Source organism: Mesorhizobium sp. CNPSo 4671 (assembly GCF_057784245.1).
Window position 1 is genome coordinate 443,282 of the sequence record NZ_JBWLUW010000003.1, and the last position, 23,978, is coordinate 467,259.

At 65.4% G+C, this 23,978-nt stretch carries 23 protein-coding genes and 1 tRNA gene; 6 read left to right on the plus strand and 18 right to left on the minus strand.

The window, feature by feature from the left end:
- Positions 1 to 32: 32 nt before the first annotated feature.
- On the plus strand, positions 33 to 749 hold the full coding sequence (locus tag AC04SF_RS10310) for a hypothetical protein (RefSeq protein ID WP_488477982.1): 717 nt from the start codon (positions 33 to 35) through the stop codon (positions 747 to 749).
- On the opposite strand, the gene AC04SF_RS10315 is transcribed toward AC04SF_RS10310, so the two are convergent.
- A complete protein-coding gene (locus AC04SF_RS10315; protein WP_488477700.1) occupies positions 746 to 985 on the minus strand; it encodes a hypothetical protein in 240 nt (79 codons plus the stop codon). The genes AC04SF_RS10310 and AC04SF_RS10315 overlap by 4 nt on opposite strands.
- Positions 986 to 1,151: 166 nt before the next feature.
- Here AC04SF_RS10315 and AC04SF_RS10320 point away from each other — a divergent pair, with 166 nt between their 5' ends.
- On the plus strand, positions 1,152 to 2,075 hold the full coding sequence (locus AC04SF_RS10320; RefSeq protein ID WP_488477701.1) for a DMT family transporter: 924 nt from the start codon (positions 1,152 to 1,154) through the stop codon (positions 2,073 to 2,075).
- Positions 2,076 to 2,095: 20 nt separating this feature from the next.
- Here the strand turns inward: AC04SF_RS10320 and AC04SF_RS10325 are convergent, their stop codons facing one another.
- Genes AC04SF_RS10325 through AC04SF_RS10335 form a run of 3 tightly spaced genes read right to left on the minus strand, consistent with a single transcriptional unit; the run spans position 2,096 to position 5,314 of the window.
- Complete coding sequence (locus AC04SF_RS10325) at positions 2,096 to 3,313, minus strand: ABC transporter permease (protein ID WP_488477702.1); 1,218 nt, start codon at positions 3,311 to 3,313, stop codon at positions 2,096 to 2,098.
- A complete protein-coding gene (locus AC04SF_RS10330; protein WP_488477703.1) occupies positions 3,310 to 4,017 on the minus strand; it encodes an ABC transporter ATP-binding protein in 708 nt (235 codons plus the stop codon). The genes AC04SF_RS10325 and AC04SF_RS10330 overlap by 4 nt, the downstream gene beginning before the upstream one ends.
- A gap of 4 nt (positions 4,018 to 4,021) precedes the next feature.
- A complete protein-coding gene (locus AC04SF_RS10335; RefSeq protein ID WP_488477704.1) occupies positions 4,022 to 5,314 on the minus strand; it encodes an efflux RND transporter periplasmic adaptor subunit in 1,293 nt (430 codons plus the stop codon).
- A 101-nt stretch (positions 5,315 to 5,415) separates the two neighbouring features.
- On the opposite strand from AC04SF_RS10335, the gene AC04SF_RS10340 reads away from it, so the two are divergent.
- Positions 5,416 to 6,324, plus strand: a complete 909-nt coding sequence (locus AC04SF_RS10340; protein ID WP_488477705.1) for a PhzF family phenazine biosynthesis protein — start codon at positions 5,416 to 5,418, stop codon at positions 6,322 to 6,324.
- 106 nt (positions 6,325 to 6,430) lie between these two features.
- Positions 6,431 to 6,506 (plus strand) — tRNA-Lys (locus AC04SF_RS10345).
- A 202-nt stretch (positions 6,507 to 6,708) separates the two neighbouring features.
- Here AC04SF_RS10345 and AC04SF_RS10350 read toward each other — a convergent pair.
- Positions 6,709 to 7,023: a hypothetical protein gene (locus AC04SF_RS10350; RefSeq protein ID WP_488477706.1), complete on the minus strand. Its 315-nt coding sequence runs from the start codon at positions 7,021 to 7,023 to the stop codon at positions 6,709 to 6,711.
- A 256-nt stretch (positions 7,024 to 7,279) separates the two neighbouring features.
- Between AC04SF_RS10350 and AC04SF_RS10355 the strand changes: the two genes are divergently transcribed.
- Complete coding sequence (locus AC04SF_RS10355) at positions 7,280 to 8,722, plus strand: LuxR C-terminal-related transcriptional regulator (RefSeq protein ID WP_488477707.1); 1,443 nt, start codon at positions 7,280 to 7,282, stop codon at positions 8,720 to 8,722.
- Between the two features lie 61 nt (positions 8,723 to 8,783).
- On the opposite strand, the gene cobT is transcribed toward AC04SF_RS10355, so the two are convergent.
- The 7 genes from cobT to cbiE are packed head-to-tail and all read right to left on the minus strand — an operon-like array spanning position 8,784 to position 15,123.
- Positions 8,784 to 9,794: a nicotinate-nucleotide--dimethylbenzimidazole phosphoribosyltransferase gene (cobT, locus tag AC04SF_RS10360; RefSeq protein WP_488477708.1), complete on the minus strand. Its 1,011-nt coding sequence runs from the start codon at positions 9,792 to 9,794 to the stop codon at positions 8,784 to 8,786.
- Positions 9,795 to 9,833: 39 nt separating this feature from the next.
- Positions 9,834 to 10,610, minus strand: a complete 777-nt coding sequence (gene cobS, locus AC04SF_RS10365; protein ID WP_488477709.1) for an adenosylcobinamide-GDP ribazoletransferase — start codon at positions 10,608 to 10,610, stop codon at positions 9,834 to 9,836.
- Positions 10,607 to 11,926, minus strand: a complete 1,320-nt coding sequence (locus tag AC04SF_RS10370) for a cobyrinic acid a,c-diamide synthase CobB (RefSeq protein ID WP_488477710.1) — start codon at positions 11,924 to 11,926, stop codon at positions 10,607 to 10,609. Before AC04SF_RS10370 ends, cobS begins: the two co-directional genes overlap by 4 nt.
- Positions 11,923 to 12,741, minus strand: a complete 819-nt coding sequence (gene cobA, locus AC04SF_RS10375) for a uroporphyrinogen-III C-methyltransferase (protein ID WP_488477711.1) — start codon at positions 12,739 to 12,741, stop codon at positions 11,923 to 11,925. Before cobA ends, AC04SF_RS10370 begins: the two co-directional genes overlap by 4 nt.
- Complete coding sequence (gene cobM / locus AC04SF_RS10380) at positions 12,738 to 13,502, minus strand: precorrin-4 C(11)-methyltransferase (protein ID WP_488477712.1); 765 nt, start codon at positions 13,500 to 13,502, stop codon at positions 12,738 to 12,740. The genes cobA and cobM overlap by 4 nt, the downstream gene beginning before the upstream one ends.
- Positions 13,499 to 13,885, minus strand: coding sequence for a cobalamin biosynthesis protein (locus tag AC04SF_RS10385; protein ID WP_488477713.1), 387 nt, complete (start codon positions 13,883 to 13,885; stop codon positions 13,499 to 13,501). The genes cobM and AC04SF_RS10385 overlap by 4 nt, the downstream gene beginning before the upstream one ends.
- Entirely contained in the window at positions 13,882 to 15,123 is a 1,242-nt protein-coding gene (cbiE, locus tag AC04SF_RS10390; RefSeq protein WP_488477714.1) for a precorrin-6y C5,15-methyltransferase (decarboxylating) subunit CbiE, read from the minus strand. Before cbiE ends, AC04SF_RS10385 begins: the two co-directional genes overlap by 4 nt.
- A gap of 1 nt (position 15,124) precedes the next feature.
- Between cbiE and AC04SF_RS10395 the strand changes: the two genes are divergently transcribed.
- Positions 15,125 to 15,901 (plus strand): cobalt-precorrin-6A reductase, encoded by a 777-nt coding sequence (locus AC04SF_RS10395; protein WP_488477715.1) that lies wholly within the window; start codon positions 15,125 to 15,127, stop codon positions 15,899 to 15,901.
- On the opposite strand, the gene AC04SF_RS10400 is transcribed toward AC04SF_RS10395, so the two are convergent.
- The 6 genes from AC04SF_RS10400 to cobW are packed head-to-tail and all read right to left on the minus strand — an operon-like array spanning position 15,865 to position 23,978.
- Positions 15,865 to 16,629 carry a precorrin-3B C(17)-methyltransferase gene (locus AC04SF_RS10400; protein ID WP_488477716.1) on the minus strand — a complete coding sequence of 255 codons (765 nt, stop codon included), beginning with the start codon at positions 16,627 to 16,629 and terminating at the stop codon, positions 15,865 to 15,867. The genes AC04SF_RS10395 and AC04SF_RS10400 overlap by 37 nt on opposite strands.
- Entirely contained in the window at positions 16,626 to 17,384 is a 759-nt protein-coding gene (locus AC04SF_RS10405) for a precorrin-2 C(20)-methyltransferase (RefSeq protein ID WP_488477717.1), read from the minus strand. The genes AC04SF_RS10400 and AC04SF_RS10405 overlap by 4 nt, the downstream gene beginning before the upstream one ends.
- Positions 17,381 to 18,013 (minus strand): precorrin-8X methylmutase, encoded by a 633-nt coding sequence (locus tag AC04SF_RS10410; protein WP_096447192.1) that lies wholly within the window; start codon positions 18,011 to 18,013, stop codon positions 17,381 to 17,383. Before AC04SF_RS10410 ends, AC04SF_RS10405 begins: the two co-directional genes overlap by 4 nt.
- Positions 18,014 to 18,015: 2 nt before the next feature.
- Entirely contained in the window at positions 18,016 to 19,509 is a 1,494-nt protein-coding gene (gene cobG / locus AC04SF_RS10415) for a precorrin-3B synthase (RefSeq protein ID WP_488477718.1), read from the minus strand.
- Positions 19,506 to 22,922, minus strand: a complete 3,417-nt coding sequence (gene cobN, locus AC04SF_RS10420; RefSeq protein WP_488477719.1) for a cobaltochelatase subunit CobN — start codon at positions 22,920 to 22,922, stop codon at positions 19,506 to 19,508. Before cobN ends, cobG begins: the two co-directional genes overlap by 4 nt.
- An 18-nt stretch (positions 22,923 to 22,940) precedes the next feature.
- Complete coding sequence (gene cobW, locus AC04SF_RS10425; protein WP_488477720.1) at positions 22,941 to 23,978, minus strand: cobalamin biosynthesis protein CobW; 1,038 nt, start codon at positions 23,976 to 23,978, stop codon at positions 22,941 to 22,943.

Here is a 23,978-nt window from a genome sequence, read left to right on the forward strand (position 1 = left end):
GGCTCGATAAGCAGGATTGGGACTTGATACAGATGAGCTTCGACCTGCCGCGCAATGTCATCCTGCCTGTCGATGCCGTCGACGTCCGGCTCGAACCCGGCCCGCATCCCTTTGCCAGGGACAATGCAGAGGCGATCGCCGAGAACTGGCAGCGCGAGATTGCGGCCAATCCGGCACTGTTTGACGGCACGGTGGTGCTGCTGTCGCAACTCGCCTGGCGCGACAACCGCCTGATTGGCCGCTGTCATGCGGTCAACTACTCCACCTTCATGCTGTGGCGGAAGCGGCGCGAGAATTCCGGGGCCGAGCACGCCTATGCTCATGCCATGCTGGTAGCGGGCGACAATGCGCTGGTGGCGATCCGCATGGGACCGCGAACGGTCAATGCCGGCCGCGTCTATTTCGCCGCGGGCTCCTTTGAGCCCGTCGATTTCCGCGACGGTCTGGTCGATGTCGATTTCAACATGATCCGCGAGGTGCGCGAAGAGACTGGCCTCGACCTGTCGGATGCCCAACGGGGCGAACGCTACCACGCCTTGTCGACGAACAGCGGTACGGTGATCTTCCGCCGCTATCATGAGCCCGCGCCGGCCGATGAGATCGCGCGGCGAATCTCAACCTTCGTCGCCAGCGAAACCGATCCGGAAATCGAAGGGCCGGTGATCATTCGCCATGCCGCCGACCTGCCGATGGGACTGTCGCCGCACATGAAGCCGCTGGTCGAATGGCATTTCGCCGGCGAGGGTTAGCGCAGCTTGTCCTGCGGCGCCTTGCGATCATTGCGGGCAGCGACGAATAACAAGATGAAGCCAATACCAACCAACCCACCCATGGCCATTCCCATGGTCTGGCCAACGACCGCCTGAAAATCTGACGTGACGCGATCGGGATTGGCCATGCCGTAACGGGCGAGATACCACCAGATGCCTGCAAGGGCGGCCTCGATGATCACGAACACGATCAATAGGCGGGCTTTGCGACTCATCTCACTGTCCTTGCTTCAGCCTCGACGGATAGGATTCTTCATCGCGCATATCTGGAGACTGGTCGAGTGGCATTCTGCAAGTGGCTCTTCCTGAATTTGGCTGGCTCCGAATTGATGTGCGAACGAGGCCCCGCCGGGATGAATTCCGCAAGGAGTGGAAACAGAAATGGAAGTCAAACCGGGGCTGGCGCGAGCGGCACTCATGCTCTCCACCGGTATGGCCATATCCGGCACGGCCGGTCTCTTTTCCATCGAGTCCGGCCAACCAACGCTCAACGTCATCTTTTTTCGTTGTGTCTTCGGTGCGATAGCCCTCATCGGATGGACCTGCCTGCGGGAGGGATGGAAGAGCCTCTTCATCACGCAGAGGGCGCTATGGCCGCTCGTGGTGGTCAGCGGCATTTGCCTCGTGCTGAACTGGGTGGCCCTGTTCCAGGCCTTCAACCTGACGTCGATCGGGTTTGCGACGATCATCTATCACCTGCAGCCGTTCTGGATCGTGCTGGCAGGCGCGTTGCTGCTCAAGGAGGGACTGTCGCGGGACAAACTGGGGTGGATCTGCGTCGCCTTTCTGGGCCTCGTCCTGACGATCATCCCGAAACTCGGCGTCATGCGGGCGGATCACGATTGGCTGATGGGCGTCGGCCTGGCGCTGGTCGCGTCACTGTTTTATGCCGCCACCACCTTGACCACGCGAGCCGTCAAATCGGTGAAGCCGAGCGTTCTCAGCGCCATTCATTGCCTGATCGGCATCGTCGTTTTCGCGCCCTTCGTTGATCTGGCCGCACTCCAGGGCGGCGGCGACGGCATGTGGGGCTGGCTTCTCGGCCTTGGCGTCATCCACACCGGCGTCGTGTATATCTTGCTCTATTCCTCCTATCCCAAGCTGCCGATCACGATCATCGCGGCTGGGTCGTTCCTCAATCCGGTTGCCGCCTTGCTCTCGGACTTTTTCGTATTCGGCCGCTCGATAAGCGCCATGCAGGGCGCCGGACTGATCCTGATCCTGCTGGCGGGGCTTGCCGTGAACCTTGGCTGGCCGTTCGGTTTTGGCCCGGCACGCAGAGTTGTGCCGTCGCAAGAAACCTGACGGTCGATCCCACCGCGAGTCTATTCGTGCCGTAGTGCGTCGATCGGATCGAGCCTGGCGCCGCGCAGGGCCGGGAAGAAGCCGAATACCATGCCGATCAGCGCCGAAAAGCCGACTGCAAGCAGGATGACGGCCGGGCTTGGCGCGAAGGGTATGGTCAGGGTGGCCGAGGCTAGGCCGGCCAACGCCAGGCCGATCAGGATGCCGATGATGCCACCGAGCAGCGACAGCACCGTCGCCTCGACCAGGAACTGGATGAGGATGTGTTTTTCGTGGGCGCCGATGGCCAGCCTGATGCCGATCTCGCGGGTGCGCTCGGTGACCGAGACCAGCATGATGTTCATGATGCCGATGCCGCCGACCAAAAGGCTGACGCCGGCGACCGCGCCGAGCATGCCGGTCATGGTGGTGGTGGCGCTGGCCATGGCGTCGGCGATCTGGGTCATGTCACGGATGGCGAAATCGCTCTCGCGGTCGGGCGTGATGCGGCGCGCATCGCGCAAAATATCCTCGACGCGCGGCTGCAACTCGCTGGTCGGCGTGCTGTCGTCGGCGGCGATATAGATGTTGTCGATGTCGCGGTTGCCGGCGATGCGGCGCTGATAGGCGTGCAGCGGCATCAAGACGACATTGTCCTGGTCCTGGCCGAAGCCGGTATAGCCCTTGGGCTCGAGCAGGCCGATGATCTTGCAGGAGGTGCGGTTGACGCGGATGATCTCGCCTTCGGGATCGCCGGCGCCGAAGAATTGCTGGCGCACCGTCTCGCCGATCAGGCAGACGCCAGTGCCCGAGCGGGTCTCGGAATCACTGAATGGCCGGCCGGACACCAGCTTCCAGTCACGCGCATCGAGATAGGCGCTGTCGGTGCCGGTGACACCCGAGGTCAGGCTCTCGGTGCCGAAGATGACGCGGACCTGCTTTTGCGAGGCCGGCGAGATGGCGCGCGCGCCGGTCAAATGCGCGACCAGGGCTTCCAGGTCCTTTTCAGCCAGCGGGCGCACCACCTGGTCGAGCCCGCCCGGGCCGCCGGGACCGGCCGGGCGGCCTGACCGGACGACAAGCAGGTTGCTGCCGAGCTTGGAGATGTCGGCCTTGACCTTTTGCGTGGTGCCGGAGCCGATGGTCAGCATGGCGATGACGGCGGCGACGCCGATGACGATGCCGAGCAGCGTCAGGAACGAGCGCAGCACGTTGCGGCGGATCGAGCGCAGCGAGAGGCGGACGGTTTCCCAGATCATGCCAGCTCCACCTTCATGGTGTCCGAGGCGACGTGGCCGTCGAGGAAGCGGATGGTGCGCTCGGCATAGTCGGCGACGTCGGCCTCGTGCGTGACCATGGTGACGGTCAGGCCGAGTTCCTTGTTGAGCTTGGTCAGCAGTTCCATGATCTCATGCGTGCGTGCGGTGTCGAGATTGCCGGTCGGCTCGTCGGCGACGAGCAGCGTCGGCCTAGTGACGATGGCGCGCGCGATCGCCACGCGCTGCTGCTGGCCGCCGGAAAGTTCGGCCGGCGTGTGGTGCTCGCGGCCGACAAGGCCGACCTGGGCCAGCGCCTGCATGGCAAGGTCGCGGCGCTCGCGGCTGGCCGCGCCGCGATAGATCAGTGGCAGTTCAACGTTCTCCGCGGCTGTGGTGCGCGCCAGCAGATTGTAGCCTTGGAAAACGAAGCCGACATAGAGGTTGCGCAGCATGGCGCGGCGGTTGCGGTCGAGCCGGCCGGCATCGACACCCATGAAGGAGTAGGTTCCAGCCGTCGGCGTGTCGAGGCAGCCGATGATGTTCATTGCCGTCGACTTGCCGGAACCGGACGGACCCATGATGGCGACGAACTCGCCGCGCTTGATGGCAAGGTCGACGCCGGCCAGCGCGTGCACGCGGGCCTCGCCCTGGCCGTAGCTTTTCCAGACCTTGTCAAAGGTGATGAGAGGCGCGCCGGCGGCCACGGAATCAGCTCCGCTGCTGCGAGGCGGTGATGACCTGCGCGCCTTCCTCCAGGCCCGACGTGATCTCGGTCAGTTCGCCATCGGTCGAGCCGATCTTGACGTTGACGGGATGCGGGCGGCCGTTCTCCAGCACATAGAGCGTGCGCGAGCCATCGGTGGGGGCGGTCGCGGCCTGGCGCTGGCGATTGCCGCCCGGACGACCCATACGGCCCGTGAACAGGTCGCTAAAACTCCAGCCCCGTGCGGCCTGCTGCGCCGGACGATAGCGGAAGGCGCTGGCGGGGACGGTGAGCACGCCCTTCGCTTCCCTCGTGACGACAGAAACGGTGGCGGTCATGCCGGGGCGAAGCAACAGCTCGTTGTTGTCGACCTCGAGCCGCGCATTGTAGGTGACGACGCCGTCGGTCGTGACCGAGGCATAGGAGATGTCGCGGATTTCGGCGTCGAAGGGTCGGTCGGGGAAGGCATCGACGGTGAAACGTGCATGCTGGCCTGGCTTGACGGCGCCGATATCGGCTTCGTCGACAGCCGCCACGAGTTCCATGTTCCGCAGATCCGCGGCGATGATGAAAAGCACCGGCGCCTGCAGTGAGGAGGCGACCGTCTGGCCGGGGTCGACCGAACGCGTCAACACGATGCCGTCGATCGGCGCGTAAATCGTGCTCTTGGCAAGGTCGGTCTGCTGCGCCTTGAGGTCGGCCTGGGCGATGGCGAGATTGGCTTGCGCACTGTCGAGCGCCGCCTTGGAGCGGTCGCGGGTCGCGGTTGCCGCCTCGAGCGACTGGTCGGTCGCCATGCCGCGTTTTGTCAAGGCCGCCGCGCGCACCAGCGCGCTCTCGTTCTCGGCAAGCGTCACCGTGGCGTCTTCGACATTGGCAGCGGCGCCCTTGGCGGATGCCTCGGCGCGTTCGATCTGGACCTCGAGTTTCACCGTATCGAGCGTCGCCAGCACGTCGCCCTTCTTGACCTGCTGGTTCTCCTCGGCGGAGACCGAGCGGATGATGCCGGACAGTTCGCTGGAAATATCGACCTGGGTGAGCGGCTGCAGCGTGCCCGTCGCCGACACCTGGACGGTGAGGTCGGCCTTGGCGGCCGGCACGGTGGTGTAATCGATCTTGGCGGGTGAGCCGGCATACCACTGATAGAGGCCAAGACCGGCGGCAAGCACGAGCAGGGTCGGCAACGCATAGAGCCAGCCACGCCGGCGCGACTTGCTCCGCCCGTTCTTATCGAGCCCAAGCGCCGTCTCGATGGCGGAATCCGATTCCGTCTTTGGCAGATTGACAATCTGGTCCACGCTGGACCCCTATGATGCGCAATGTCCCTATCTGTTCACAGATCAGGCTTGATGGTTCAAATATCAAATTAAATTTCGCCCATGTTGGGATTGAGGCAGGAATGCAAACCCGGAATTACTTACTTTACGATGTGTTTACGACCGAGCGACTGGCTGGCAATCCGCTGGCGGTGGTGTTGGATTGCAAAGGTCTGGACACGGCCGCGATGCAGGCCATCGCGCGCGAATTCAACCTGTCCGAATCGGTCTTTGTGCTGCCGCCGGACAATCCTAAGCACAAAAACCGCATCCGCATCTTCACGCCCGACTATGAAATGCCGTTCGCCGGCCATCCGACGGTGGGTTCGGCCATCGCGCTTGCGGAACTCTCCGGCGAGGGCAGCGCCGGCATCTTCGTGCTGGAAGAAAACATCGGCCCGGTGCGATGCGCCGTCAGCACGCATGATGGCGCCACCTTCGCCGAGTTCGATCTCGCCAAATTGCCGGAGCCGCTGGAACTGTCCGCCGACCCGCAGGCGATCGGTGCCGCCCTTGGCCTGGCGCCGCATGAGATCGGCTTCGAGAATCACCACGTCGCGTTCTGGTCGGCGGGCGTGCCCTATGTGACCATTCCGGTCGCCAATCTCGAAGCGGCGGGCCGCATCCGTCTGGACAACCAGGCGTGGTCGGAACTGGCGCCGCGCAAGAGCGAATGGGCCTTCGCCAGCCCCTACATCTATTGCCGCGAGACCGTGAACCACGAAAGCGCCTTCCATGTCCGCATGATCGTGCCCGGCACGCCGTCCTATGAAGACCCGGCGACCGGCTCGGCGGCGGCGGCCTTCGCCGGCGCCATCATGCATTTCGACGGCCCGACGGATGGCATTTCACAGCTGTGGATCGAGCAGGGGCTGGAGATGGGCCGGCCGTCGCGCATCCGTCTCGAACTGACCGTGCAAGGCGGAAAACTGGCCTCGGCGCGCATTGGCGGCCATGCGGTCAAGGTGGCGGAAGGCAAGCTTTTCGTCTGATCGCGGAAAGGGTTTGTCGATTTGTCGGGAAATGATTCCGGCAGGGCTAGACATGACCGATGGTGGCGGCTATATGCCCGCCAACGCCGGTTTTTGCCGGCCGAGTGGGTGCGTAGCTCAGTTGGTAGAGCAGCTGACTCTTAATCAGCGGGTCCACAGTTCAATCCTGTGCGCACCCACCAAATTTCCGCTGATATTTCAACATGCTACAGGCGATATGGGGAGCCAGTTTGGCCCCGCCAAATCTCCAAAAAGGTAAAATCCCCGGTAACAGGCCTGCGAGGGCGGGCAAGACCGCCGTACATGCCGACAACAAGGGCGCGATCCTGCATTGTCCAACGGCAACTCCCAGCGCTGGGCTAGGGCTAAAACCCAATCCCAAGGTCATTCATCCCGCCAGTATGGGTGGGAACAGCTGAATTGGCGCGAGCCAACCAGACGGCGTTTGGTCCCCGATATCGTTGTTTGGACCTGCGGATCATTCGCGGTCATGTCGGGTACGACAATGTAACCCTGATCGACAAGCTGCAGTTTCAGCTCTGCCAGGTGGCGCCTGAATCCGTTTTCGACGTAGCTGCGAGGATACCGCCATCCGTTCCTGCATGCTCGCACGAGGATGTCGGAATACAGTTCAGCGCTGGCAGCTTTCACCGCTTCTTCGGAAATCAGTTTGCCGTTAGTTTGGGTGCCTTCGGACAAGCATGGCCCCGCCGACACCGATAGCACCAGTATTGCGGTCAAGACAGACAACCTTGTCATGGAGGCCCTCCGTGCTCTGAATCGACCAGGGCCTGCCAAGCGACCAGACCCTGCCGACCTGCGGAGGCTAGGATGCTGACCCGTCGGATGGAATCGTGCAAATGCAGTGTTTTCGATGTCGCATCTGTAGTATTTCACTAAGGCAAGGCCATCGGTTCTCAGCCACAGGTCGGCAGCGGATGGGGAGTTCGAAACAATGCTTCGCGCCGTAGGCAATCCACTCGCCGGCTTGTCGGAGCGGGAGTTGGTGGTCGCGGCAAAGTTCGCGGAGGGAATGACCTATCGCGAAATCGGCGAAACGCTCTTCATAGCGCCTACCACCGTTCGGACCCATCTTTCGGCCATTTATCGGAAGCTCGATGTTCGCAGCAAAGTGGCGCTTGCTGCGCTACTTGCCGCTCATCGCCAGCAGGACCTCAGCCAGGCACTACCCGGAAGCCTTTCGACCGACGAGTCGGGTCCACCGGTCCTCGCAGTTCTCCCGTTCGACAATCTAAGCGGAGAAGAACGCTGGACTCGTATCGCTGATGGTTTGTCGGCGGACCTCATAGTTGATCTCGCCCGCTACCGGGACCTTGCGGTGATCGCCCGCCAAACAATGCTTTCCTACAAGGGACGGCGTGTTGACGTGCGAGCCCTCGGACGAGAGTTGAATGCCGACTACGTGATCGAGGGAAGTTTTCAAGTGGACGGGCAGCGGGTGCGCATCCGCGTTCAACTCGTCGACGCCCATACAGGGGTCGATGTTTGGACGGTGCGTTACGATCGTTCCGCGAACAACCTGTTTGCGATGCTGGACAGCGTGACCGAAAACGTCATCAATGTCCTTGCAACTTGCCACGGTCAGCTCGCCAATCTGCGACGCGATGCGGCTCGTCGGAAGCCTCCAGCAAGTTTGCAGGCCTATGACTGCTATCTGCTTGGGCTTGAACAGAAGCACCTTTTCACCCGTGAGTCGAACAAGGAGGCGATACGGCTACTGGCGCGTGCAATCGAACTCGACCCGGGTCTAGCAAGAGCCTGGACCGCGCTGGCACTTGCGCATGCTGTGGATGCTATCAACGGGTTTACCGACAACGTTTCCGGCTCGATCGAGAGCTGGAGCAAATGTGTCAAGCAAGCGCTGGCGCTCGATCCGGCCGATGTTTACGCCCGCATTATGCTTGCCGATCTTCGGGCATTGCAGGGCGATGTCGAAGCTGCTGTCGAAGAACATGACCGAGTGTTGGCGGCTGCTCCAAATGACGCTGACTCGCTTGCCCTTCTTGCGGGTAGCCTTGCTCTTGTTGGTAGCGACCCGAAGCGTGGCTACGAACTGGCCAAGCGAGCGGTCCAGCTAAATCCTTATGTTCCCTGGTATTATGGAATGCTTGCGCGATGCAGCTACGTTCTAGGCCTTTATCGGGAATCGCTGCTCGCGCTACGTCAATCTGCGCCAGATTCGCCCGCCACACTTCTGTTTCTGGCAATGGCTCATGCGATGCTCAATGAAACGCCTCAGGTCGCTAAGATCAATTCGCGACTGAAGGACGAGTTCCCGGACTTCACGCCCGAAGTGTTCATCAGAACCTATCCGGTTACCAATCCTCTCGCCATTGCTGCGATCAGAGAAGGCGCCCGTTGTGCGGGTTTGGCATAGCCTCGAATAATCAAGATGACGTTATTTCGATGTTTCAACAGTGTTGAAATTTCGATGGAGTTTAATTCTCCGACACACCAGCCTCGGCAAAGCTTGCCATCCTTGCATGGCACTCCAGCGCCGAGCGGACGATGTTGACGGCGAGGCAGGCGCCGGAGCCTTCGCCGAGCCGCATGCCGAGATCGAGCAGCGGCGGCAGGCCGAGCGCTTCGAGCAGACCACGGTGGCCCGATTCCGCCGAGACATGGGCCGCGATGGTGTGGGAGAGGCCAGTCGGATGCAGCCTGGCCAGCGGGGCAGCGGCAGCCGTGCAGACGAAGCCGTCGAGCAGCACGGGTATGCCGAGGTGGCGGGCGGCAAGCGTGGCGCCGAAGATGGCGGCGAGTTCGCGGCCGCCGAGTGCGGCCGCAATGCTCAGCGGATCGGCAAGGGCGGCGGCATGGCGCTTGAGGCCTGCTTCGATGGCGACCACCTTGCGCTTGAGACCGGCGTCGTCGACGCCTGTGCCGCGTCCGGTCCATTTTTCCGCGCCACCGCCGAACAGCGCCGCTGAGATGGCGGCCGCCGGCGTGGTGTTGCCGATGCCCATTTCGCCGAAGCAGATCAGGTCGAGGTCCTTTGTCACGGCGTCATAGCCGGCTGAGACGGCAGCGAGGAAGGCCTTCTCGTCCATTGCCGGCACTTGCGTGAAGTCGCCCGTGGGATGATCGAGGTCGAGCGGGATGACGTCGAGCTCGGCGCCGGCGATGCGGGCAAGCTGGTTGATGGCGGCACCGCCGCCAGCGAAGTTCGCCACCATCTGCACGGTGACTTCTGAAGGGAAGGCCGAAACACCTTGCGCGGTGACGCCGTGATTGCCGGCGAAGACGAACACCTTCACCCGGTCGAGCCTGGGCATGTCCCGGCCTTGCCAGCGCGCCAGCCAGGCGGCGATGGTTTCCAACCGGCCGAGGCTGCCTTGCGGCTTGGTCAGCGTGTCCTGGCGGCTGGCAACCGCCTTTGCGGCGGTATCACTGCCGGCGGGCAGATCGAGGCAGGCGGCACGCAATTCATCGAGGGATTTGAAGGGCATGGGGGCAAGGTCTCCAAAAGGGAATCAGGTCAAGGGGAATCAGGAAAGCGCGACGGAAGCGACGAGAAGCACCGCGATTTCGCTGACCTGCTGCAAGGCGCCGATCGTGTCGCCGGTCTGGCCACCGATCTGGTTGAGGCAAAGGGCATGGAAAGCGGCAAAGAACAGGCCGAGCAGGATCAGCGCGGCGACGGCGCCGCCGACCCCGAGCAGGAGAAGCGGGATCGCGCCAAGCACGGCGCCGGCAATCGCGGTTTCAAGCGAGACGGTGCCGGCGCCGGCCGAGAGGCCGTCGGAGCGCGCCGGGGGCAGGAGGTGCATGAAGGCGCCCAGCACGCCGCGCGAGGCCGAATGCGCGGCAACAAGGGCAAAGAGCGCCTGCGTGGGATCCACGAGCTCGGAAAGCACGTTCCAGCGGATCAGCAGCGACAGGGCCAGCGCCATGGCGCCATAGGCGCCGATGCGGCTGTCGCGCATGATGTCGAGTTTGCGGCCGCGCGACTTGCCGCCGCCAAAGCCGTCGGCGACATCGGACAGTCCATCCTCGTGCAGGCAGCCGGTGGTGATCACGGTTGCAACAAGGGCAAGTGCTGCCGCCGGCCCCATGGCGAGGCCGAATCGCTCCGCCGTGGCAAAGACGATGGCGCCGATCAGCCCGACGACGAGGCCGGCGATCGGTGCGGCCCAGATCGCGGCGGCGAGGCTGCGACCGCGAAAGTCGAAATCGGGCAAGGGCAGGCGGGTGAAGAAGACCAGGCAAAGCGCGACGTCGTCGAGGATTTGCCTGGGTGATAGGGTCAAATTCGGGAGCTTCATGCGCTGGCCCTCGCTATCGCATGGAAGAAGGTGCCGCTGACAGGACCGCGTCGGTAGCCGGAGGCGCCGATCGGATTGCCCTGGCCGTCGGCGAGGTCGGCCAGCGGTTCGTCATTACCGGTGGCCGTCATCTGCGCATAGTGGAATTCATGGCCGCGGATCAGCGCGCCTTGCGAGCCCAACGGGCAATCGGCGCGCAGCCGCGCCTCGCGATAGCCGAGGTTCATTTTTCTCCTGGCGAAACTGGTGGCATGGCCGAGCAGGCCGAGCATGCGATGCGTTTCGCCGGCGGCATCCTCCAGCGCTTGACCAAGCACCATGAAGCCGCCGCACTCGCCGTGGACGGGTTTTGTCGCGGCGAAACGCGCCATGCCGGCATGGAAATTCGTGGCAGCGGCAAGCTTCCCGGCATGAAGCTCGGGATAGCCGCCGGGCAGCCAGCAGACATCGCAGCTGTCGCTAGGTGCCTCATCGGCAAGCGGCGAGAATGGAACGATCTCCGCGCCGGCCTTGCGCCAGCAGGCGGCGACATGCGGGTAAAGGAAGGTGAAGGCGGCGTCCTCGGCCAGCGCGATGCGTTGGCCGGGCGGTTGCAGCGCATCGCCAAAGCCGCCGGCTGCCGGGGCGAGGGGCGTTGCCAGCCTCATCACGGCATCGAGGTCGAGCGATTTCTCCGCCATGTCCGCCAGCCGGTCGAGATGGGCCATCAGATCATCATATTCGCCGGCCTGGACCAAGCCGAGATGCCGCTCGGGCAGACTGAGCGTGGGATCGCGTAAGATGGCGCCGACGACGGGCAGGCCGATGGCCTCGATGGCGTCGCCGGACAGGCGGCGATGACGCTCGCTGCCCAGCCGGTTGAGCACGACGCCGGCCATGCGCACATCCGGGTCGTAGGTGGCAAATCCCTTGGCGACGGCCGCCGCCGTGGTCGACTGGCCGGACACGTCGAGTACCAGCAGCACCGGCAGGCCGTAGAGCCGCGCGAGGTCGGCCGCCGAACCGGTGCGCCCCGGCGCGGCCGGAATGCCGTCGAACAGGCCCATCGCGCTTTCGAGGATGACGAAATCGGTGTCGTCGGCCTGTTGCGCGGCGAGCGCGTTGAGCAGCGAGGGTGGCATCGCCCAGCTGTCGAGGTTGACGCCGGAAAGCCCGGTGGCGGCGGTGTGGAAACCGGGGTCGATATAGTCGGGGCCGGACTTGGCGCCGCGCACTTTCAGGCCGCGCCGGGTGAGCGCGCGCAAGATGCCGATGGTGACGCTGGTCTTGCCCGAACCGGAGCGCGGCGCGCCGATGATGATGGCGCGGGCGGTCATGCTTGCTCCATTAATGCCGCGCGCATGGCGACGATGCCGCCGACGACGATCAGCGCCGGCGAGGTCAGCCCGGCGGCGGCCGCTTCCTCGGCGATGGTGGCGAGCGTGGCGACGACGGTCCGCTCCTGCGGCGTGGTGGCGGCGACGATCACCGCCGCCGGTATCGACGGCGCCAGCCCGCCATCGAGCAGCGCTGCCGCGATCAGCGGCAGGTTCGCCATGCCCATATAGACCACGACGGGCTGGCCGGTGCGGGCGATTGCGGCCCAGTCGATGTCGTCGTCGGTGCCGGCGGCATGGCCGGTTGCCAGGATCACCGCCTTGTTGATGCCGCGCATGGTGGCCGGGATGCCGGTGGCGGCGAGCGCACTGAGCCCCGATGTCAGGCCTGGCAGCACGCGGAACGGGATGTTTTCGCGTGCCAGCGCCAGCGCCTCTTCGCCACCGCGGCCGAAAATATAGGGATCGCCGCCTTTCAGCCTGACGACACGACGGCCCTCACGCGCCAGCCGGACCAGCAGAGCGGTGATGTCGTCCTGCTTCATCGACGGTTTTCCGCCGCGCTTGCCGGCGAAGAAAAGCTCGGCGCTTGCAGCAACCGCCACGACATCCGGTGAAACCAGCGCATCATAGACCAGCGCGTCCGCCTCCGCCAACGCCGCCAGCACTTCCAGCGTCAGGCAGCCGGGGTCGCCGGGGCCGGCGCCGGCCAGCCAGACATGGCCCGGCTCCAGCGGGCGCGGCTTGAAATTCAGCCGCGCGAGCGCCTGTTCGAGCGTGGCGTTTTCGCCCTTGGTTTTGGTGCTGCCGCTCACAATCCGTCCCGTCCGCGAAAACGCCGCTGATAGTGGGCGTCGTACAATGAACTTTCGCCAAAACCTTCCGCCGCCAGCGAGCGGCCGACGAAGATGATCGCGGTGCGCTCCATCGGATCGGCGGCAAGCTTCGCCTCGATCGTTTCCAGCGTACCGGTCAGCACCCGCTCGTCCGGCCAGGAGGCGCGGAAGACGATCGCCACCGGGCAATCGCCGCCATAATGCGGCGTCAGCTCAGTGACGACGCGATCGATGGCGTGGATGGCAAGATGAATGGCGAGCGTGGCGCCGGTGCGGCCGAAGCCGGCCAGCGTTTCGCCGGGCGGCATTTTTGACGCGCGGCCGGAGACGCGGGTCAGCACCAGGCTCTGCGCGACTTCGGGAATGGTCAGCTCGCGCCGCAGCGCTGCGGCGGCAGCAGCGAAGGAGGGCACGCCCGGCGTCAGCGTGTAGGGGATGCCGTGCTTGTCCAGCCGGCGAATCTGCTCGGCCACCGCGCTCCACACCGACAGGTCGCCGGAATGCAGGCGGGCCACATCGTGGCCTGCCTTGTGGGCCTCGACATAGGCAGCCTCGATCTCGTCGAGCGACATCGGCGCGGTGTCGATCAGTTTCGTGCCTGGCGCGCAATACTGCAGCAATTCGGGGGCGACGATCGAGCCGGCATGCAGGCAGACCGGACAGCTTGCCAGGAGTTTTGCGCCGCGCAGCGTGATGAGGTCGGCGGCACCCGGACCGGCGCCGATGAAATGGACGGTCATGGCGCGTCTCCGCTGATGGCGATGGCGCAGGTGACCGGGCCAAGCACGGTGCGAGGGCCCAGCAGTTTTGCCCCGGCGCCAGCGACCGCAAGGGCTGACGCTTCGGAAACCGACGGCGTGCCGGCCAGTTCCTGCGAGAGGCTGGAGCTGCTGAGCGTCGCTGGCGAGGCGGCCTGAAGTGCTGCGTCATCGACGATGATGACCGGAAGGTTCAGTGCGCGGCCTGCGGCGGCGATTGCGTCTTCGTCCTTCTTGAGCGCGGCTGTTGCCAGCGCCGAAAGCGCAGTCATCGCCAGCCCGTGCGCTTCGAGAGCGGTTTCAATCGCGGCAAGCACGTCTTCAACGCTCACGCCTTTTCGGCTGCCGATGCCCGCGACCATCATGGCTTCACCCAGCTCCATTGGGTGACCGGCAGGGCCGGCCGCCAGGCCTGCATCGAGCCGACCGGCGAGGCGCGCGAAATGTTGATCCGGGTAAGATCGCCGCCCAGTTTCAGGTGCTGCGCGAGAAGCAGGGCCTCCATCTCCAGCGTCACAGCATTGGCGACGAGCCGGCCGCCGGGGCGCAGCGCCTTGATGGCGGCGTTCAAAACGCCGGTGTCACTGCCGCCACCGCCGATGAAGATCGCATCCGGCGTGTCCAGCCTGGCCAGCGCCTTGGGTGCGCTGCCTTCGACCACGACGAGGCCGGGAACGCCACAGGCGGCGGCATTGCGGTGGATACGGGCGGCGCGGCTCGGGTCGGCCTCGATGGCAATGGCGCGCATCTGGGGGTGGGCGAGCATCCATTCGATGCCGATGGAGCCGGAGCCGGCGCCGATATCCCACAGCAATTCGCCGCGCCTCGGCGCCAGCGACGACAGGGTGATAGCGCGGATTTCGCGTTTGGTGATCTGGCCGTCATGGTCGAACAGATGATCGGGCAGGCCAACCGTGAGCGGCAGGATGCGGGCCTGCTGATTCGAATCAATTTCGATGGCCAGCACGTTGAGCGGATTGATGTTTTCGAGGTCGAAGGCATCGGCGCGGGCGGTCCGCTGGCGCTCTTTTGGGCCGCCCAACGCTTCCAGAACCGTCAGCCGCGATGCGCCGAAATCGAGTTCGGTGAGCAGGCGGGCAATCGCTGCCGGCGCTTCGGCATCCGACGTCAGCGCCAGGATGCGTGCATTGGGCTGCAGCAGCGGCCGGATCAGGTCGAGCGGACGGCCATGCAGCGAGACAGTCTCAATATCCTGCAACGCCCAGCCCAGTCGAGCGGCTGCCAGCGAAACGGCCGACGGCGCCGGGATGACATGCATCTCCTGCGGCTCGACCTTGCGGGCGAGGGTCGCGCCGACGCCGTGGAAGAAGGGATCGCCGGAGGCGAGCACGCAGACGTTTCGGCCGGCAAGGGCCAGCACATCAGCCATCCCTGCATCGAAAGGCACCGGCCAGGGACGTGGCTCGCCCTTGGCGAAGGACGCGACCAGCGCCAGGTGCCGCTTGCCGCCGAAGATGATCTCGGCCTTGGCAATCCGCTGCTTGGCCTCGTCGCCGAGACCCGCTAAACCGTCCTCGCCGATGCCGATCACCGTCAGCCATTTCGACGTATAGCCGGCTCCGCGCGGATTTTCAGCAGGCATGATGACCCACCGTATTCTGATCCTCGGCGGCACCACGGAAGCCCGGCAACTGGCCGGAAAGCTGGCGGTACGCGCTTCGGTCACGCTGTCGCTGGCTGGTCGCACCGAAAGCCCCGTGGCGCAAGGCGTGCCCGTGCGAACCGGAGGGTTTGGTGGTGCCGATGGTTTGGCCGCCTACCTCAGGGAGACAAGCACCGATCTGTTGATCGACGCCACGCATCCCTATGCGGCGCGAATCTCCGCCAATGCCGCGCAAGCGGCGCAAGCGACCGGCGTGCCGATCTTCGCTCTGCGCCGTCCGGGCTGGGAGCCCATCGAAGGCGACCGCTGGACTGAGATCGATAGCGTCACCGATGCCGTGCAGGCACTTGGACCGGCACCGCGCCGTGTCTTCCTGGCGCTTGGCCGACAGGAGGTCGCGGCCTTCGAAGCCGCCCCCCAGCACCATTACCTCATCCGCAGCGTCGATCCGGTCGAGCCGAAGCTCGCCGTGCCCGGCGCTGACTACCTGCTGGCGCGCGGTCCGTTCCGCGAAGCTGACGAGCGTGCGCTGCTGGAAAGACACAGCATCGATGTTGTCGTGTCCAAGAACAGCGGCGGCGCTGCCACTTACGGCAAGATTGCCGCCGCGCGAGCGCTTGGCATCGAGGTGATCATGGTCCGCAGACCTGATCTGCCGGAGGTGCCTTCGGCTGAAACCGTCGATGAACTCACCGCGATTGTTGACCAATTTGGGGTCGATCATTTTGTCGAACCCGCAGCCGAACGTGGCGTGTAGACCAGCGCTGGCCTGTCACCGCGCTTGATGATGCGGGTTTCCGGTGAGCCGATGATGATGCAGGTCGCCATATCGGCCTTCTGCGCGTCGACATCGGCCAGCAGATAGACCTCGATGCGCTCGTCCGGCCGGCCGGCGGCGCGGCCGAAAATGACAGGCGTGGTGCCGGGCAGGATCGCGGTCAGGCACTCGAAGGCGCGGCCAAGCTGCCAGGGGCGCGCCTTGCTTATCGGATTGTAGAGCGCGATGACGAAGCCGGCGCCGGCGGCCGCCAGGAGGCGCAGCTCGATCAGATCCCAGGGCTTCAGATTGTCGGACAGCGAGATGGCGCAGAAATCATGGCCGAGCGGGGCGCCGATACGAGCGGCAACGGCGAGCATTGCGGTGATGCCAGGCACGACCGCCACGTCGACAGCGCGCCATTCGGCCGGCCCGGCCTCGATCGCCTCGCAGACGGCGGCGGCCATGGCGAACACGCCGGGATCGCCACCCGAAACCACGGCGACGTCATGGCCCTCGGCGGCCTTGATCAAGGCATCCTTGGAGCGGGCGAGTTCCTCGCGATTGTCGGAGGCAACGCGGGTCTGGTCCGGGCGCAGGTCCAGCCGGTCGAGATAGGGCTTGTAGCCATAGAAGAATTTTGCCTCGGCCACGGCGCGGCGGGCTTCAGGGGTGACCTGATCGGCATTGCCAGGCCCAAGGCCGATGACGGTGAGACGGCCGCTCATGCCTGCGCTCCCATGGCACCGGGCCGGCCGGACCAGCCGGCGACCAATATGATGGCGAAGTAGGGCGCCTTGTCGTCCTGTTTCTCGGCGAGCTTCATCGAAACGCTGCCGGCCATGGTGCCGCGCTCGACATAGACGGCGCGCGTCAGCTTGCCGGTGGCTTCCAGTGCCCGCCTGATCTTGGGCAGGTTGCGGCCGACCTTCATGATGACGGCGGCATCGGTGTCGGCCAGCCGGCGCGTCAGCTCGAACTCGCTCATCGTGCCGGGCAGCACGGTCAGCACGTCGTCGCCCTGGACGATCGGTACCCCGGTCTGCGACCAGCAGCCGGACATGGCGGTGACGCCGGGAATGACTTCGGTCGGGAAACGATGGGCAAGCCGCACATGCAGATGCATGTAGGAGCCGTAGAACAGCGGATCGCCTTCGGACAGGACGGCAACCATTCGGCCGGCTTCAAGGTGTTCGGCGACCTTCTCGGCCGACTCCTCATAGAACCCGGTGATCTGCGAGCGGTAGTCGTCGTGATCCTTGTCGATCTCGGTGGTGACGGGATAGAGCAGCGGCAGTTCCAGCATGTCAGGCCGGAAGCGCGCCTCAACGATGGCCCGCGCATTGCTGTTGTTGCCGCGCTTGGCGAAATAGGCGACGACATCGGCCTCGGCCAAGGCGCGCGCGGCCTTCAGCGTCAACAGTTCGGGATCGCCGGGACCGGTGCCGACGCCGACGAGCCGGCCTTTGGGGAGCGCGTTCACAGGCCCGGCCTCGCCAGCGAATTGAGCGCGGCTGCGGTCATGGCGCTGCCGCCAAGCCTGCCGCGCACGATGGCATAGGGCACGCCATAGGAATTCTCGGCCAGCGCATCCTTGGATTCGGCCGCGCCGACGAAGCCGACCGGCATGCCGATGATGGCCGCCGGCTTCGGCGCGCCGTCGCGCAGCTTCTCCAGGAGATAGAACAGTGCCGTCGGCGCATTGCCGATGGCGACGACCGAACCGGCCATGCGCTCGCCCCACAGGTCGATCGCGGCCGCCGAGCGGGTGTTGCCGATCGCCTTGGCAATGTCGTGCGTGCGCGGGTCGCGCAGCGTGCAGATCACCTCGTTGCCGGCCGGCAGCCGGGCGCGGGTGACGCCATGCGAGACCATCTCCGCATCGCAGAAGATCGGCGCGCCGGCGGCAAGGGCCTTGCGCGCGGCGGCGACGAAGTCGGGCGAAAAAACGAAATGGCTCGATGCTTCGACCTGGCCGCAGGCATGGATCATGCGGATGGCTACATCGGCCTCGGCTTCGGAGAAGCGAGACAGGTCCGCCTCGGCGCGGATGATGGCGAAGGAGCGCTCGTAGATCGCCGTGCCGTCGTGGATGTAGTCGTAGGCGGCCATGCTCATTTCCGTTTTTCAGTTTGCGCCTGTTGGTAAGTCTCGGCGATTGCCGCCGGCCCGAGCCTTGTCAGGCAAGCGGCGGCGGTCTCGCCCTGAAATCGTGCGCTGCGGATCACTGCTGCGACGCGACTGAAGCCGCGCGCGGCGTCATAGCCCGGCCTGTAGCCGGCAGGAAGGGCCTTTGCCGTCGCGTTCACGACAAGTCCGGCTCCATTTTCGCCGCCGACGATTGTCAGCGCCGCCGGACCGGGATGCGCGCAGCCCTTGGCGCAGCCGGAAATGTGCAGCGTGAAGTCGAGAATATCGGCGTTTTCGGCGGCGATGGTCTCGGCGATGTTGCGCGTCGCAATGCGGCCGGAGGCGCAGGCCGGCGTGCCGGGGCACGCGGCGATGCGGGTGCGCGGATCGGTGGGGGAGGTAACGAAGCCGAGGGTGGCGGCGGTGGTTTGGAGGGGGAGGTTGGTATCCGCCGGTTGGCCGACGAAAAGCATCGCACGACCTGGGGCGAGGCGGATTTCGGCGGTGCCGAGGGTGAGGGCGCTTTTTGCGAGGCTGATGATCTTGTCTGCTGGCATGCTGCCGTAGGGGAGGCCGATGCCGAGAGCGAAAGTGTCGCCGGCTAAGGGGAAAATGCCGATGGGGTTGCGCGAGGCGCCCCCCTCTGTCCTGCCGGACATCTCCCCCACTTGGGGGGAGATCACACTGTCATCTCGGCTTTCGCCAATCTTCGGCGTTGTTAGAAGAGAGCCGACGTCCGAGCTGCCAATCTCCCCCCTAGTGGGGGAGATGTCCGGCAGGACAGAGGGGGGCGCCTCGCGCAAACCTGTCAAGCATGCCCAACCGGCGAGAGACGCCAATTGCCTCTCAGACAAATCACGGGCATGAGCGTCGCGCCCCTTCTCAGCGACCATCCTCAGTGCGGCCACGGCGATGTCTCTCGCGGTATCCGCATCGACCTTTGCCAACACCTTCGCGTTTTGGCCGTCGCCGGCAACCGATACGCTCCAAACGATGTCGTTGTCGGCTCGCACCGCCTTCAGCCGCACATCGGCCGTCACCGCATTCATCGTCAGTTGCCCACCACCGTCGACAACCACTGACACCTTCGGCCCCAGCCTTAGCGTCAGTCCGGCGTCCTCGAGCGCCACCCTGATCCGCTCAGCCAGCGGCCGCGGATCGGCGATCTCTTGCGGGTCGATGCCCGCGAGCGGTCCGGTCTCCACCGGTACGCCGGTGCGCACCGCAATGCCCAGTGCGTCCACCTCCGCTGCCAGCAGCGCAGCACTTTCTGTTGTCAGACCGCGTATCTGCAAACTACCCCGTGCGGTGACTTCCATGATGCCGTTGCCATGCCGCAAGGCGGATTCGGCCAGTCCGATCAGAAGCTTGGGCGACAATCCTCCCGAGATCGGGTTGAGCCGCACCAACAGCCCGTCGCCGGTCTGCATCGGTGCCGACAAGGCCGGGCAGGCGCCGCGGCGCGAGAAGGCGTTCATGCCGCCACTCCCAGCGCCTCGGCCTCGGCAATCAGCGCGGCGAGATCGTCGTCGATGGAATTGCGCAAGGGATGCCACAGGCCACGCCGGCGCGCCGACAGGAAGCGCTCGGCGATGACCTTGGCCGCCGCCGGATTCTCTCGCAGGATGAAGGCGCGAACTTCCGCGTCGCCGACATAGGCGTCGTGCACGGCCTCGATCAGTGCGCCTGAAATGGCATGGGTGGTTTCGGCGAAGCCAACCAGCCGGTCGACGGTCTCAGCGAATTCCGAGGCGCCGCGCGGGCCGTGCCGCATCTGGCCTGAAATGAAGCGGGCATTGACGGCGCGGGCGCGCACCACCCGCGATACGGCCTCACCGACCGAGCGTGGCTTTGGCTTTTGCGGGTCTGTCGTGTCGAGCACGATGACGTCGGCATTCCGGCCAAGTGCTGCAAGCGCGGCCGAAAAACCGCCGATGAAGGCGACGTCGGCGGAGCCTTCGAGGATGTCGCGGCCGGGATCGTCGCCGGTGTGGACGAGAAGATCGGCCTCGGCGATGCGGGTTTCGAACGCGCCGGGCGCCGAGATGCCTTCGCCGCCGGCACCGCCATAGGCGTGCGAAGTGGCGTCGAGATAGGCGCGGCCGATCTCTTCGCGCGCACCCCAATCGCCTCTGGACAAAAGATCCTCGACGCCGGCGCCGTAAGTGCCGGGCGAGGTGCCGAAAATGCGTGGGCTGATCTTGCCGTCCGCTCGGGTCCGGGCCGCGAGCGGGTTCTCCGAAGCCTCCTCGTCGCGGGCGGCGACAGCGTTGGCGGCGGCGTCGATCAGCGCGATCTGCGTCGGAAACATGTCGCGGAACAGGCCCGATATGCGCCAGGTGACGTCGACGCGCGGGCGGCCGAGTGCTGCCGGCGGCAGCACTTCGATGCCGGTGATGCGGCCGGTGGCGGCATCCCATTGCGGCCGGCAGCCCATCAGCGCCAGGCCTTGCGCGATCTCCTCGCCGCCGGTGCGCAGCGAGGCCGAACCCCAGAGATCGATGACCAGCGAGCGCGGCCAGTCCCCATGCGACTGCATGTAGCCGCGCACGACCTCTTCCGCCGCCGCGCGGCCTAGGTCATAGGCAGTAGGCGTGGGCATGGTGCGTGGGTCCGAGGTGAACAGATTGCGGCCGGTGGGCAGTACGTCGGAACGGCCGCGTGCGGGCGCGCCGGCCGGGCCGGCCTTGACGTGGCGGCCATCGAGCGCGGCAAGCAGCGCGGCCTTTTCAGCCTTGGCGCTTTGCCGGCGCATGGCATCGGGCTCGTCCTCGGAGGCGCGGCCATAGATGTGCAGCCCGTCCTTGATGGCGAAGTCCTTGAGGTCGCAGAGCCAGGCGTCGATACGGCGCAGCGCCTCGTCGGGCGCGTCGGTCCTGGCGACACCGGCTTCGGCGGCGAGGCCGGTTTTTTGGGCGGTGTCGACGATCAGTTTTGCCAGGCGGTCACGGCGGCGGCGGTCGAGACCGTCGGCCTGGGCGTATTCGTCGACCAGCCGTTCGAGTTTGTGCTGATCCTCGTCCAGCCCGGCGCCGGTCAGCGGCGGCGGCAGGTGGCCGAGGGTGACGGCGGCGATGCGCCGCTTGGCCTGTGCCGCTTCGCCCGGGTTGGAGACGATGAAGGGGTAGATGACGGGCAGGGCGCCGGTGACGATCTCGGGGAAGCAGTTTTGCGAGAGCGCAACGGTCTTGCCCGGCAGCCATTCCAGCGTGCCGTGGGCGCCGACATGGATCAGCGCATGGACGCCGAGCAACTTGCGCAGCCAGAGACCGAAGGCAAGCAGGGCATGGCGCGGCGGCAATGTCGGGTCGTGGTAATCGGCGCGGCGATCAGCGGAGCGGCCGCGATCGGGAGCCAGCGCCACGGTGATGTTGCCGAAGGTCGCGGCGCGGAAGGGGAAGTGCTGTTTGGTTGATAGCGAAGGTTTGCGCGAGGCGCCCCCCTCTGTCCTGCCGGACATCTCCAGGACAGAGAGGGGGGCCTCGCGCAAACCTGTCTCTTCTGCCTTTCCCCATGCCGCCTCAACGGCAGTCATTGCCTGAGCAGGCAGTTCCTTAGAGAAATCGAGATACTGCCCCAACTCCAGCCCTTGCGCGCCTCCCTCCAGCAACCCCAGCAGCGCCCGCGGCGATTGCGGAATCCCCTCAACCACATAGCCCTGTTCGCTGAGGTCATGCAGCATCGCCAGCACGCTGGACGGCACATCGAGGCCGACCGCATAGCCAGTCCTGCCAGGCGCACTCGGGTAATCCGGGATCAGGATGGCCAGCTTGCGTGCGGCACGGGGCGTCTCCTGCAGCTTGATGAAGGCGACCACACGCTCCGCCACCTGCGCCACGCGATCCGGTTCCGGCCGGTTGGCGAAGGCACGATGGCCAAGTGCCGGATCGACATCGCTTTCGCCCTTGAAGGAAATGGCGCCGGCGAGGATGCGGCCGTCCAGTTCGGGCAGCACGACATGCATGGCGAGGTCGGCGGGGGCCAGGCCGCGCTGGTTGTTTTCCCAGACGTCGCGGCGGGTGGTGGCGACGATGACCTGGAAGACGGGAACGCCGGCGCGGTCGAACAGGGTTTGAACGCCCGGTTCGGCGCCGGAGGCGAAAGCGGTCGCGGTGATGATGGCGGCGGGTCTGAGCGTGGCGAGTGCCGTTTCCACGAAGGCCAGGGATGTCGGGTCTTTCAGGCTGGAGGCGAAGATGGGAACAGGCGCCATGCCGCGCTGCCGCAGTGCGTCGAAAAGGGCGTCGATGGGCGCGACGTCGGCGGCCAGCAGCATCGAGCGGTAGAAGAGAATGGGCACGAATTTTCCCTCGCCCTTGAGGGAGAGGGGGACGACGCCGCGGCCTGGCTCGTAGTAGCCGGCTTTTGGCACCGCCACCGGCTCAACAATGGCCGCGTCCTGTCCGGCCAACCCCGCCAGCCGCAGCACCAGCGCGCCCATATTGGCCGGCCCGCCCTCGCGGAAATAGCTGAGCAGCGTGTCCAATTCCCGGCGCGGCAGCGTCGAGGCTTCGATCAGCCTGATATCCTCGTCGTGGCTTTCACCGGGAAGCAGCGCCAGTTTTATGCCGCGTTCGCGGGCGATCGAGGCCAACTGGTCGCAGCCATAGCGCCACCAGTCGTAGCCGCCGAGGATGCGCACCAGGATGATCTTGGCGTGGCGGGCGACGCTGTCGATCCAGAGGTCGACGGACATGGGATGGCGCAGGTCGCGCAGAGCGGCCAGTCGCATCGAGGGCAACCGGCCGGCGTCGGCCTTCCACGCGGCCGCCAGGCCGGCGAGGTCGCTGTCGGTGAAGGACAAGGCCACGATATCCGCCGGCGTCTGCCGCAGATCGACCGGCTCGGCGAGATCGTCGAGCGAGGCGGAGGTCGTGGTGAGGATATGCATCGCGGCCCGTGTCTGAAATCAGCCGGCGAGTATACGCTCGATCGCCGGGCGGTTCAGCCCCTTCAGGCCGATGACGACGAGGCGCGAGCGGCGGTCGTCCTCGGCGGTCCAGGCGCGGTCATAGTAATGATTGACGCGCGGGCCGACGGCCTGCAGCAGGAGCCGCATCGGCTTGCCGCCGACCTCGACGAAGCCTTTCACGCGCAGCACGTTTTCCTGTTCGGCGGCGGTGGCGACGCGCTTGGCCAGTTCGTCCGGATTGGCGATCGAGGCAATGTCGACGATGAAGGTGTCGAAGTCGTCATGCTCATGGTCGAAAGCGCCGTCATGATGCGATTTGCGGTTCTCGATGTCGTCCTCGACCGCGAGACCAAGTCCGAGCAGCACCGAGGGATCGACCTTGCCATGCGACGTCGGCACGATTTTTACTGCGCGGGCGGAATGTTCATTGATGATGGCGTTGGCTCGGGCCGAACCAGCGGCGTCCATCAGGTCGCTTTTCGACAGGATGATCAAATCGGCGCAGGCGATCTGGTCCTCGAATACTTCTTCGACCGGGTCGTCATGGTCGAGGCTGTCGTCAGCAGTCCTCTGCGCCTGCAGCGCGTCCATATCGTTGGCGACACGACCTTCGGCCAGTGCCGGGCCATCGACCACGGCGATGACGCCGTCGACGGTCACGCGGCTCTTCACCGTCGGCCACTGGAAGGCCTGAACCAGCGGTTTGGGCAGAGCGAGGCCCGAGGTTTCGATCAGGATATGGTCGACCTTGGGGTTGAGCGACAGGATCTGGTCGAGCGCCGGCACGAAATCGTCGGCGACGGTGCAGCAGATGCAGCCATTGGCCAGTTCGACGATGTTTTCCTCGGGGCAGGTGTCGATGCCGCAACCCTTGAGGATCTCGCCGTCGATGCCGATGTCGCCAAACTCGTTGACGATGATCGCGATACGCTTGCCGCCGGCGTTTTCCAGGAGATGGCGGACCAGCGTCGTCTTGCCGGCGCCGAGAAAGCCGGTGACGACGGTGCAGGGAACGCGGGAGACGGAAGCGGTCAT

What these genes read in the sequence shown, in the direction of transcription:
- AC04SF_RS10310 (WP_488477982.1), top strand. Translation starts at nt 33, where the DNA reads ATGAGCTTCGACCTGCCGCGCAATGTCATCCTGCCTGTCGATGCCGTC.
- AC04SF_RS10315 (WP_488477700.1), bottom strand. Translation starts at nt 985, where the DNA reads ATGAGTCGCAAAGCCCGCCTATTGATCGTGTTCGTGATCATCGAGGCC.
- AC04SF_RS10320 (WP_488477701.1), top strand. Translation starts at nt 1,152, where the DNA reads ATGGAAGTCAAACCGGGGCTGGCGCGAGCGGCACTCATGCTCTCCACC.
- AC04SF_RS10325 (WP_488477702.1), bottom strand. Translation starts at nt 3,313, where the DNA reads ATGATCTGGGAAACCGTCCGCCTCTCGCTGCGCTCGATCCGCCGCAAC.
- AC04SF_RS10340 (WP_488477705.1), top strand. Translation starts at nt 5,416, where the DNA reads ATGCAAACCCGGAATTACTTACTTTACGATGTGTTTACGACCGAGCGA.
- AC04SF_RS10355 (WP_488477707.1), top strand. Translation starts at nt 7,280, where the DNA reads ATGCTTCGCGCCGTAGGCAATCCACTCGCCGGCTTGTCGGAGCGGGAG.
- cobT (WP_488477708.1), bottom strand. Translation starts at nt 9,794, where the DNA reads ATGCCCTTCAAATCCCTCGATGAATTGCGTGCCGCCTGCCTCGATCTG.
- cobS (WP_488477709.1), bottom strand. Translation starts at nt 10,610, where the DNA reads ATGAAGCTCCCGAATTTGACCCTATCACCCAGGCAAATCCTCGACGAC.
- AC04SF_RS10370 (WP_488477710.1), bottom strand. Translation starts at nt 11,926, where the DNA reads ATGACCGCCCGCGCCATCATCATCGGCGCGCCGCGCTCCGGTTCGGGC.
- cobM (WP_488477712.1), bottom strand. Translation starts at nt 13,502, where the DNA reads ATGACCGTCCATTTCATCGGCGCCGGTCCGGGTGCCGCCGACCTCATC.
- AC04SF_RS10385 (WP_488477713.1), bottom strand. Translation starts at nt 13,885, where the DNA reads ATGATGGTCGCGGGCATCGGCAGCCGAAAAGGCGTGAGCGTTGAAGAC.
- cbiE (WP_488477714.1), bottom strand. Translation starts at nt 15,123, where the DNA reads ATGCCTGCTGAAAATCCGCGCGGAGCCGGCTATACGTCGAAATGGCTG.
- AC04SF_RS10395 (WP_488477715.1), top strand. Translation starts at nt 15,125, where the DNA reads ATGACCCACCGTATTCTGATCCTCGGCGGCACCACGGAAGCCCGGCAA.
- AC04SF_RS10400 (WP_488477716.1), bottom strand. Translation starts at nt 16,629, where the DNA reads ATGAGCGGCCGTCTCACCGTCATCGGCCTTGGGCCTGGCAATGCCGAT.
- AC04SF_RS10410 (WP_096447192.1), bottom strand. Translation starts at nt 18,013, where the DNA reads ATGGCCGCCTACGACTACATCCACGACGGCACGGCGATCTACGAGCGC.
- cobG (WP_488477718.1), bottom strand. Translation starts at nt 19,509, where the DNA reads ATGAACGCCTTCTCGCGCCGCGGCGCCTGCCCGGCCTTGTCGGCACCG.
- cobN (WP_488477719.1), bottom strand. Translation starts at nt 22,922, where the DNA reads ATGCATATCCTCACCACGACCTCCGCCTCGCTCGACGATCTCGCCGAG.
- cobW (WP_488477720.1), bottom strand. Translation starts at nt 23,978, where the DNA reads ATGACCGCTTCCGTCTCCCGCGTTCCCTGCACCGTCGTCACCGGCTTT.